Source organism: Arthrobacter sp. AB6 (assembly GCF_031844545.1).
Classification (GTDB): Bacteria; Actinomycetota; Actinomycetes; order Actinomycetales; family Micrococcaceae; genus Arthrobacter.
The window spans coordinates 201716-211845 of record NZ_JAUZVL010000006.1 but is presented as its reverse complement, the minus strand read 5'-3'; the positions used below and the strand labels follow the sequence as shown (position 1 = coordinate 211845).

At 66.3% G+C, this 10130-nt stretch carries 10 protein-coding genes and 1 pseudogene; 8 read left to right on the top strand and 3 right to left on the bottom strand.

Translation table 11 applies throughout. The features are described 5' to 3' along the window. Positions 1-402: 402 nt before the first annotated feature. Together Q9R30_RS07455 and Q9R30_RS07450 are read left to right on the top strand one after the other, a co-directional pair. Positions 403-609, top strand: a pseudogene (locus tag Q9R30_RS07455) (type IV toxin-antitoxin system AbiEi family antitoxin domain-containing protein); the annotation flags it as partial. Positions 610-747: 138 nt separating this feature from the next. Beyond that, positions 748-1338, top strand: a complete 591-nt coding sequence (locus Q9R30_RS07450) for a DUF559 domain-containing protein (protein WP_311217205.1) — start codon at positions 748-750, stop codon at positions 1336-1338. 121 nt (positions 1339-1459) lie between these two features. Here Q9R30_RS07450 and Q9R30_RS07445 read toward each other — a convergent pair whose 3' ends face one another. Further along, positions 1460-1885 (bottom strand): hypothetical protein, encoded by a 426-nt coding sequence (locus tag Q9R30_RS07445; protein ID WP_311217198.1) that lies wholly within the window; start codon positions 1883-1885, stop codon positions 1460-1462. A gap of 14 nt (positions 1886-1899) precedes the next feature. Next, the gene (locus Q9R30_RS07440) at positions 1900-2568 is read right to left on the bottom strand and encodes a trimeric intracellular cation channel family protein (protein WP_104998742.1); all 669 of its coding nucleotides are present in this window, start codon (positions 2566-2568) and stop codon (positions 1900-1902) included. Between the two features lie 60 nt (positions 2569-2628). Between Q9R30_RS07440 and Q9R30_RS07435 the strand changes: the two genes are divergently transcribed. Genes Q9R30_RS07435 through Q9R30_RS07415 form a run of 5 tightly spaced genes read left to right on the top strand, consistent with a single transcriptional unit; the run spans position 2629 to position 8386 of the window. Then, entirely contained in the window at positions 2629-3498 is an 870-nt protein-coding gene (locus tag Q9R30_RS07435; protein WP_311217197.1) for a CbiX/SirB N-terminal domain-containing protein, read from the top strand. 54 nt (positions 3499-3552) lie between these two features. Further along, a complete protein-coding gene (locus Q9R30_RS07430) occupies positions 3553-5298 on the top strand; it encodes a nitrite/sulfite reductase (protein WP_104998740.1) in 1746 nt (581 codons plus the stop codon). Continuing rightward, positions 5298-6026 carry a phosphoadenylyl-sulfate reductase gene (locus tag Q9R30_RS07425; protein WP_311217196.1) on the top strand — a complete coding sequence of 243 codons (729 nt, stop codon included), beginning with the start codon at positions 5298-5300 and terminating at the stop codon, positions 6024-6026. The genes Q9R30_RS07430 and Q9R30_RS07425 overlap by 1 nt, the downstream gene beginning before the upstream one ends. Further along, complete coding sequence (gene cysD / locus Q9R30_RS07420; protein ID WP_104998738.1) at positions 6023-6970, top strand: sulfate adenylyltransferase subunit CysD; 948 nt, start codon at positions 6023-6025, stop codon at positions 6968-6970. Before Q9R30_RS07425 ends, cysD begins: the two co-directional genes overlap by 4 nt. Next, the gene (locus Q9R30_RS07415; protein ID WP_311217195.1) at positions 6971-8386 is read left to right on the top strand and encodes a GTP-binding protein; all 1416 of its coding nucleotides are present in this window, start codon (positions 6971-6973) and stop codon (positions 8384-8386) included. Positions 8387-8466: 80 nt separating this feature from the next. Here the strand turns inward: Q9R30_RS07415 and Q9R30_RS07410 are convergent, their stop codons facing one another. Further along, on the bottom strand, positions 8467-8820 hold the full coding sequence (locus tag Q9R30_RS07410; RefSeq protein ID WP_311217194.1) for an SRPBCC family protein: 354 nt from the start codon (positions 8818-8820) through the stop codon (positions 8467-8469). 77 nt (positions 8821-8897) lie between these two features. Between Q9R30_RS07410 and Q9R30_RS07405 the strand changes: the two genes are divergently transcribed. After that, entirely contained in the window at positions 8898-10064 is a 1167-nt protein-coding gene (locus Q9R30_RS07405) for an RtcB family protein (RefSeq protein WP_311217193.1), read from the top strand. The last annotated feature ends 66 nt before the right edge of the window (positions 10065-10130 follow it).

The following is a 10130-nucleotide window of genomic DNA, read 5'->3' as shown; positions in this document are numbered from 1 at the left end:
AAGGTGCCGGGCTTTTCCGTGTCATCGATTGCTGTGCAGATGGCGTTTTCGCGCCACATAACGGCAGGTGCGGAGCAATCGATGGGTTAAACGGGATAGCCCCGGTTCTCCGCAACGATACGAGTCATACGTTGCTTTGAACCGAGGCTATCTCTCCGTTCGCATCAGACCCGCCGGAGGCGTTTAGCGGATCCGTGAACAGTCTATGACAGCTTTGTCACAAAGCGCAAGCTGTTTGTTAGTTCTGCTGTCACAGGATTTTCCCGGCTAACGCGGGCCGGTGGTCGAGGGCTGAAAAGCGTGACTTTTGGGCGCAATGGGAACGGTGATCCCCGGAAGCGCAAGGGTTCTGCCTTTGCAACGGGCCAAAAGATACGCGTATGGCACCGCCTTCCTTGAGTGATGCTCCGTCTTCGTCCACATAGCTCCTGCCCGGTCTCGCGGATCGGGCTGCTCCCGGGTGACGCTGGCTCGGTGGACATCAGCGACTATCTTCAGCGCCGCGGAGGCGTGGCCCGGACATCACACCTGGAAAAGGCCGGATTTGGACGGGCAGCCGTCAGGAGTGCCGTGGCCAGCGGCCGGATCGTGAAGTCCAGCCGCGGCGTCTACGCCATTCCAGCAGCAAGTCCCCTTCAGCAGGCCATGGATCGGGGAGGGCTTCTGACCTGTGTGTCTGCTGCACCCGTCTACGGATTGTGGACCTTGAAGAGTGACTCGGCCTTGCACATTTGCCGCAGTCATCCCGTGCGTACCGCGGGAGTGGTGGAGCACGGGCGGCCGAAGCATCCAAGGCACGGCTGGCTCCCTGTTGCCGGTCTGGCAGACGTCCTGCTGCACAGCATGCGTTGTCTACCCGAGCTGGAGTCCCTGATACTGATCCAGTCTGCTACCGGACGCGGCGACATCTCTCTCGACTTCCTCTATGCCAGCTGTGGTGGCAAGCGCAATGGCAAGGCACGGAAGCTTCTGGACCTGGTAATTCCCAGGGCGGATTCAGTGCTCGAAGTGCTTGCCAATACGCACTTTGCCAGAGCTGGGCTCAGGGTGCGGAGGCACGTGCTGATTCCCGGGGTGGGGGAGGTGGACTTCCTTATTGAGGAGTGCCTCGTTGTGGAGACCGACGGCTCAACCCACTTTGAACCACGTTCAGTCAAGAAGGACCAGCGGCGGAACAACCGGAGCATTCTGGGCGGTTATCTGGTGCTCCGCTACTACTACGAAGACGTCGTGTACTCGCCGGGGGCGATGGTCGCTGAGGTCCTGTCTGTCCTTGAGTTGAGGCGCAGAGGTGTCTTTCCGGCGCGTCCTGCCGATGGCGGTGACGAAAGTGCGTAACTTTTGGCTCTGCCACGGCTGCCCGTTCACGGAAACTCAGGGACCTGTCAGGGTGCCTGCTCCATAAGTCACGCCTTTCCGGCCGCGCGTCCGTATCAAAGTGCCCGTTTTGGCTGGAAACCTAGCCTTCGTCGTCCTCGAAGGCCCACTCGAACATGTCGAACACGAACTCCGAGAAGGTGCCTTCCTCGGACTTCCACTGGCCGCGGGCGTTGTTGCGGCGGTACACGATGGGATCAGGGACGCTGAGGTCTCCCACACGGAAACCCCAGGTGTATTCCTCTTCCTCGTCCTCGAGGAACATCAGGAAGCCTTCGTCGTCGACTTCCAGTTCGTCCGGATCCCAGAAGTAGTGGTACGCCTCCATCAGGTCCTCGCAGCCGCCAAGGGCCAGGTAGAACTCGCGGAGGACCAGGGGAATCTGGAACTGGTGGTCGGCCAGGGCCTTGTCCAGTTCCTCGACGGACAGCCCGTCCTCTTCCTGCCATTCATCCTCGAGATACTTCGGAACAAGCGCGCGGAACTTCTCGAGGAACATGTCAGTCATGGCTCTTATCCTAGCTAATCGCGGCCCCGCAATTCGCCGCTGTCGGCCTCAGCCCGGTGCCAGCCGTGGACGGCCAGGGGGATGCGCCAGGACCGCCGCCAGCCCGCCACCCGGAAGGCAAACACGACGGCGGCAACGGCACATGCGGTGAGCGCATTGAACGTTCCGGTCACCCAGAGCACGCCGGTCAGCGCGGCCCCGCAAAACGCGGGCACCGCGTACAGGTCCGCGGGGTTGAACAGCTGCGGCACCTCGTTGGCCGTGATGTCCCGGAGCAGCCCGCCGCCCACCGCCGTTGTGACACCCAGCAGGACTGCGGCCAGGGGGTTCACGCCAAAGGACAGCGCCTTCAGCGTGCCGGTGATGCAGAAGAGGGCCAGCCCGCCGGCGTCGAACAGCACCAGCAGGGACGTGAAGCGCTGGAAGGCGGGGAACAGGAAGTACACCAGGACCGTAGCCAGCACCGGCGGGACCAGGTACGCGGGGTTGGTGAACGCCGCCGGGATGACGGCGAGGATGATGTCCCTGATCACGCCCCCGCCGAGGGACACCAGCGAGGCCAGCAGGAGCGAGCCGACGATGTCGAACTGCTTCCGGGCCGCCAGCAGCGAGCCGGACACCGCGAAGAAAAAGATGCCGGCCAGGTCCAGCCATACCAGGGCGATGTCAAAAGGGAATGTCATGGAGCGTCCCGGCGGTTTAAAGAGGGCGGACAGGGCGGCTCCAACGTTACGCTAGCCCCTATGAACAGCCCCATCATGATCGCCTGCGCCCATGGGACGTCCAACACACAGGGAGCCGCGGAGGTCAACGCCCTGCGCGCGGCCATCGCCGCCCTCCGCCCGGGCCTCGACGTCCGGGAAGCCTATGTGGACGTCCAGCAGCCGGACCTGGTGGACGTGGTGGCGGGCCTGCCCGAGGGGGAATCCGCCGTCGTGGTTCCGCTGCTGCTCAGCGTTGGCTACCACGTCAAGGTGGACATCGCCAGGGCCGTGAAGAGCCGGCCGGGCAGTGCTGCCGCCGCGCCGCTGGGGCCGGATCCGCGCCTGGCCGCGCTGCTGGACCAGCGGCTGCGGGAGGCCGGCGTCACGGACAATGACGTGATCGTCCTGGCCGCCGCGGGCTCTTCCAACCCCAACGCGGCCGTCAGCGTCGAGGAGCTGCTCGGCCAGCTCCGGGAGCTGCGGTCCAACCGGATAGTGGCCGCCTATGGTGCTTCGGCCAAGCCGTCCGTGCCCGACGCCGTCGCTATGCTTCGCGAGGAACTGGAAGGCGGTGCCGGCGCGGGGGAGTCCGCGGGGGCTGTCGACGTCGGCGGGCGCGTGGTGATTGCTTCCTACCTCCTGGCGCCGGGCTACTTCCACGACCAGCTCGCCAAGGCGGGTGCTGACCTCGTGACCGAACCCCTGCTGCCGTCCCCCGTGCTGGCCGAGATCGCGCTGGAACGGTACGACGCCGCCGTCGCAAAGGCCCGCGAAACCGCCGCCCAGGTGCCGGCCGCGGCCGCCGCCCCCGCGCCCAAGGAAACCCCCGCACAACCGGAGCCCGAAACACAGGAAGGTGGCTTCTTCAAGGCTGCCCGGCGTTTCGTGACGAAATATTTCCCTAGGTGACTTAGCGTTTCCGGGCCTTTGTGACGCTCTTCGGGCGGGACCTACAGTCGATGCATGACTGATACAGCTCTAGCCGGAGCGTCCGCGGACTCCGCTGCCTCCAAGCGCCCGGCCCGCACGTCCCGACCCGCCGCGAAGCCGCACGGGCAGTGGAAAGTGGACGGCAAAACGCCCCTGAACGCCAACGAAACCTGGAAACAGGAAGACGACGGCCTCAACGTGCGCGAGCGTATCGAGACCATCTATTCCAAAGAGGGCTTCGACGCCATCCCCGGCCAGGACCTGCACGGCCGGTTCCGCTGGTGGGGCCTGTACACCCAGCGCAAGCCCGGGATCGACGGCGGCAAGACCGCAACGCTTGAGCCGCACGAGCTCGAGGACAAGTACTTCATGCTCCGCGTGCGGATCGACGGCGGCGCCCTCACCACCGAGCAGCTGCGCGTCATCGGCCAGATTTCCGTGGACTTCGCGCGCGACTCGGCCGACCTCACCGACCGCCAGAACATCCAGCTGCACTGGATCCGCGTGGAGGACATCCCCGAGATCTGGACCCGCCTGGAAGGTGTTGGCCTGTCCACCACCGAGGCCTGCGGCGACGTTCCCCGCGTGATCCTGGGTTCGCCCGTGGCCGGCATCGCCAAGGACGAGATCATCGATCCAACGCCGCTGATCGCGGAGCTGGGGGAGCGGTTCATCGGGAACCCGCTGCTGTCCAACCTGCCGCGCAAGTACAAAACCGCCATCACCGGCCACCCGAGCCAGGACGTGGTCCACGAGATCAACGACTTCGCCCTGGTGGGTGTCCGCCACCCGGAACTGGGCATCGGCTACGACCTCTGGGCCGGCGGCGCGCTGTCCACCAACCCGATGCTTGGCAAGCGCCTCGGCGCCTTTGTGAAGCCGGAGCAGGCCGCCGACGTGTGGCTCGGCGTCACCAGCATCTTCCGCGACTACGGTTACCGCCGCATGCGCACCAAGGCCCGCCTGAAGTTCCTGATGGCTGACTGGGGTCCGGAGAAGTTCCGCCAGGTCCTCGAGGACGAATACCTCGGCTACAAGCTGGCCGACGGCCCCGCCGCGCCCAAGCCCACCACGCCCGGTGACCACATCGGCGTGCACGAGCAGAAGGACGGCAAGTTCTTCATCGGCGCCACCCCGCTGGCCGGCCGCCTGTCCGGCGCCGCGCTGGTCAAGCTGGCGGACACCCTCGAGGCCCGCGGCTCCTACCGGCTGCGCACCACGCCGCACCAGAAGCTCGTGGTCCTGGACGTCGAGAAGGAACAGGTTGAGCCGCTGGTGGCTGAGCTGGACGCGCTGGGCCTGTCCGCCCGTCCGTCCGTGTTCCGGCGCGGCACGATCGCCTGCACCGGCATCGAGTACTGCAAGCTGGCCATCGTGGAAACCAAGCACACGGCAGCAACCGCAGTTGCCGAGCTGGAACGCCGCCTGGCGGACCTCGCCGAGTCCGGCGAACTGCCGCACGCGCTGTCGCTGCACATCAACGGCTGCCCCAACTCCTGCGCCCGCATCCAGACGGCGGACATCGGCCTCAAGGGCATGATGCTTCCCACGCCCGACGGCGACCCCTCCCCGGGTTTCCAGGTCCACCTGGGCGGCGGGCTGGCTTCGAAGGACCGCGAGGAAGCGGGCCTGGGCCGGACCGTCCGCGGCCTCAAGGTCTACGTGGACGATCTCCCGGACTACGTGGAGCGCGTTGTCCGCACCTTCGTGGCCCAGCGCTCCGAAGGCCAGACCTTCGCCGAGTGGGCCCACGCAGCAGACGAGGAGGCACTGCAGTAATGGCAAAACACCTCGCACCCGCACCTGCCAAGCGTCCCGTGGAAGAGCTGAAGGCATTGGCAGAAGCCGGCGCCGCCGAGCTCGGCTGGGACGCCCCCGCCCGCGATGTCATCGCCTGGGTGGAGCGCAACTTCGACCTGCCCGCGGTTGCCGTCGCCTGCTCCATGGCCGACGCCGTCCTGCCTGCCCTGGTTGCTGACCAGATGCCCGGCGTCGACGTCCTGTTCCTGGAGACCGGCTACCACTTCCCGGAAACCTATGCCACGCGCGACGAGGTGGCCGCAAACCTCCGCGTCAGCGTGGTGGACGTGCTTCCCGAGAACACCGTGGAGCAGCAGGACCGGCTCCTGGGCAAGGACCTCTTCGCCCGTGACGCCGCCCAGTGCTGCGCCCTCCGCAAGGTGGCTCCGCTGCAGCGCACCCTCGCCGGCTACGAACTCTGGTTCACGGGCGTCCGCCGCGATGAGGCGCCCACCCGCACCAACACTCCGCTGGTCGGCTGGGACGAGAAGAACGGCCTGGTCAAGGTCAACCCGGTGGCCGCATGGACGTTCGACCAGCTGGTCCAGTACTCGGACGACAACCTCCTGCCCGTCAACCCGCTGCTTTCCCAGGGTTACCCCTCCATTGGCTGCCAGCCCTGCACCCGGAAGGTGGCGCCCGGCGACGACCCCCGCGCCGGCCGCTGGGCAGGGACCGACAAGACAGAATGCGGACTACACGTATGAGCACTTTCCTAACCGAGGAGACTACCCAGGTGACCGACTCCGCCGTCTCAACCCGACTGAGCAGCCTGGACACCCTCGAATCCGAGGCCATCCACATCATCCGCGAGGTTGTCGCCGAGTTCGAGAAGCCCGCGCTGCTGTTCTCCGGCGGCAAGGACTCGGTGGTGATGCTGCACCTGGCCACGAAGGCTTTTTGGCCGGGCAAGGTCCCGTTCCCCGTGCTGCACGTGGACACCGGCCACAACTTCCCGGAGGTCATCGATTTCCGTGACCGGACCGTCGAGCGGCTGGGCCTGAAGCTCGTGGTGGGCTCCGTGCAGGAGTTCATTGACCGCGGTGAACTCGCCGAGCGTGCCGACGGCACCCGCAACCCGCTGCAGACCGTCCCGCTGCTGGACGCCATCCAGCGGAACAAGTTCGACGCCGTGTTCGGCGGCGGCCGCCGCGACGAGGACAAGGCACGCGCCAAGGAGCGCATCCTGAGCCTCCGCGACGAGTTCGGCCAGTGGGACCCGCGCAACCAGCGGCCCGAGCTGTGGAACCTCTACAACGGCCGCCACACTGTGGGCCAGCATGTCCGCGCGTTCCCCATCAGCAACTGGACCGAGCTCGACATCTGGCGCTACATCGAGCGTGAGAACATCGAGCTGCCCGGCCTGTACTACGCCCACGAGCGCGAAGTCTTCGCCCGCGACGGCATGTGGCGCGCGGTGGGCGAGGTTTCCCAGCCGCTGCCGCACGAGGAAGTCATCACCAAGACCGTCCGCTACCGCACTGTGGGGGACATGTCCTGCACCGGCGCCGTCGAATCGGACGCGTACACCGTGTCCGACGTCGTGGTTGAAGTCGCTGCCTCCACCCTGACCGAACGTGGCGCCACCCGTGCAGATGACCGCATCTCCGAGGCCGCCATGGAAGACCGCAAGAAGGACGGGTATTTCTAAATGAGCACCGACACAGTTTTGTCCGGCGCGGCCGGCGACCTCGAGGCTGCCCTGCCCACAACGCTCTTCCGCTTCGCCACCGCGGGATCGGTCGACGACGGCAAGTCCACTTTGGTGGGCCGCCTCCTTCACGATTCCAAGGCCATCCTGGCTGACACCCTCGACGCCGTTGCCCGCACCTCCGCGGACCGCGGCTTCGGCGGGGCTGCCGGCGGGATCGACCTGGCGCTGCTGACGGACGGCCTGCGTGCCGAGCGCGAGCAGGGCATCACCATCGACGTGGCCTACCGCTACTTCGCCACCGACCGCCGCAGCTTCATCCTGGCCGACTGCCCCGGGCACGTCCAGTACACCAAGAACACGGTGACCGGCGCGTCCACTGCGGATGCCGTCGTCGTACTCATTGACGCCCGCAAGGGTGTGCTGGAGCAGACCCGCCGACACCTGTCCGTGCTGCAGCTGCTGCGTGTGGCGCACGTGATCGTGGCCGTGAACAAGATCGACCTAGTGGACTTCAGCGAATCCGTGTTCCGCGGGATCGAAGCCGACGTGCAGCAGGTGGGCCGCGAGCTGGGGCTGGGGTCCGACGGCATCACCGACCTGCTGGTGGTGCCCGTGTCCGCGCTCGACGGTGACAACGTGGTGGAGCGCTCCGAGCGGACCCCCTGGTACACCGGCCCCGCCCTGCTGGAGGTCCTCGAGACCCTGCCGGCCGCCGACGAACTGGAAAGCCACCTGGAGAGCTTCCGCTTCCCGGTGCAGCTGGTCATCCGCCCGCAGGGCGCCCTCGCCCCGGACGCCGTGGCTGCCGGACTGGACGTGGAAGCTTACCGCGACTACCGCGCGTACGCCGGCCAGATCACCGAGGGCTCGGTCAAGGTGGGGGACAAGGTCTCGGTCCTGACCCCCGGCCAGGGCCCGCGCACCACCACGGTGGTGGGCATCGACTTCGCCGGCGCCTCGCTGGAGGAAGCCGCCGCCCCGCAGTCCGTGGCCATCCGCCTGGCGGAGGAGTTCGACGTCGCACGCGGTGACACCATCGCCGCCGCGGGCACCGTCCGCGAGGCATCGGCAGACCTGTACGCGTCACTGTGCTGGCTGTCCCCGAAGCCCCTCCGTGAGGGACAGAAGGTGCTGGTCAAGCACGGCACCCGCACCGTCCAGGCGTTGGTCCGCAATGTTGGCGGCAAGCTGGACCTCGCGTCCTTCAAGCTGGAACCGGCGTCCACCCTGGAACTGAACGACATCGGCAACGCGCAGCTCCGGCTCGCCGCGCCGCTGCCGCTGGAGAACTACCTGCACCACCGCCGCACGGGAGCGTTCCTGGTGATCGACCCGCTGGACGGCAACACCCTCGCCGCCGGCCTGGTCAAGGACCACCCGGGCGACCACGAGGACGAGCGCTACAGCATCTGAGTTTGTCCCCGAAGCCGCGGCTTGTTCGCAGATCCGGACCGTGAAGGTTCTGATTCGCGAACAAGCCGCGGTTTTCGTTGTTACAGCCGCGAGAAACCCGAGGGGCTCACGGTGTTGCCGAGGCTCATGCGCGTGCCGCCGTCGTCGTCCGTCCACGTGTAGGTGGTTTGCATGGGGAACGGGCCCTGGGCTGTCCGCATCACCAGCTTCTCGCCAGGGACGTACTCCACGAACTCATAGGTGTAGCTCAGCTCCCGGCCCAGGAACTTCGCGGTGAAAGCCACCTTGGAACCAGCTCCAATGGGACCGTCGGTCAGCCGCTGCGAACTGTGGATGTTCACATACCACTGCGGCGCCTTGTCCGGGTTGGCGGCGTAATCGGCAACTTCGGCGCGTGGCCTGTTGATGTGGATTTCGGTCTGGACGTTGACCATTGCTGCGCCTCCTCCGGAAGGGGGCGGGGTTAGCCTAGGACTCACAGTAGTCCTCGGCGGTGCACGGGAGGCGGAGCATGGAGACCATCAGTCCGAAGCTTCTGAACTGGGCTTCGATCCTGGATGAAAAGACCCGCGAGCAGGCCGTGATGACGTCGCAGCTGCCCTTCATCTATCCGCACCTTGCCCTGATGCCGGACGCGCACCTGGGCAAGGGTGCCACCGTGGGCTCGGTCATCCCCACGCTCGGCGCGATCATCCCTGCGGCGGTGGGGGTGGACATCGGGTGCGGCATGATCGCGGTCCGGACGCAGTATGGGCTCAAGGACCTCCCCAAGGACCGGAAGACGCTGCGCGAGGACATCGAACGCGCCATCCCGCTTTCCGCGGGGCACAACAACCGGACAGTGCTTCCCACAGCGGAGCCCCGGATCGCGGAGCTGAAAAGGCTGGCCGCGAAAGCCGGCTTCAATCCCGGTCAGTACGTCGAAAAATGGGAGCTGCAGCTGGGCTCCCTGGGCTCGGGCAACCACTTCATTGAGGTCTGCGCAGACGAATCCGACGCGGTCTGGCTCTTCCTGCACTCCGGCTCGCGCGGCATCGGCAACAAGATCGCCCAGCACCACATCGGCATCGCCCGGCGCGTGGTGACGAAAAGCCGGGTCCACCTCCCGGACCCGGACCTTGCATACCTCGAGGAGGGCACGCCCCAGTTCGAGAGGTACATCGCGGAGCTGCGCTGGGCCCAACACTTCGCGCTGCTGAACCGCGAGGAGATGATGGACCGCGTTACCACGCAATTCGGCCATTGGGTGCGCGGCCGGGTGCGCGAGCTGGAACGGATCAACTGCCACCACAACTTCACCCAGCAGGAGACGCACTACGGCAAGTCGGTCTGGGTGTCCCGCAAGGGCGCCATCAAAGCCGGGCCCGGCGATCCTGGACTCATTCCCGGGTCCATGGGAACGGCGTCTTACGTGGTGGAAGGCCGCGGCAACCCCGCATCGCTGAACTCCTCGCCGCACGGGGCGGGCCGTGAGTACTCGCGCAACGCCGCGCGCAAGGCGTTTTCCCTGGAGGAGCTGAAGAAGGCCATGCGGGGGATTGAGTTCCGGGCGTCGGAGGCCTTCATTGACGAGATTCCCGCAGCCTACAAACCCATTGACCAGGTGATGCATGACGCCGCGGACCTGGTCTCGGTGCGGCACAAGCTGCGGCAGCTGGTCAATGTGAAGGGCAACTGAATCGCGGAATTCCGGTGGCAGTGCGGCCGAATGTGACGCTAGATGAACGTGCGTGACCCCCCGTTT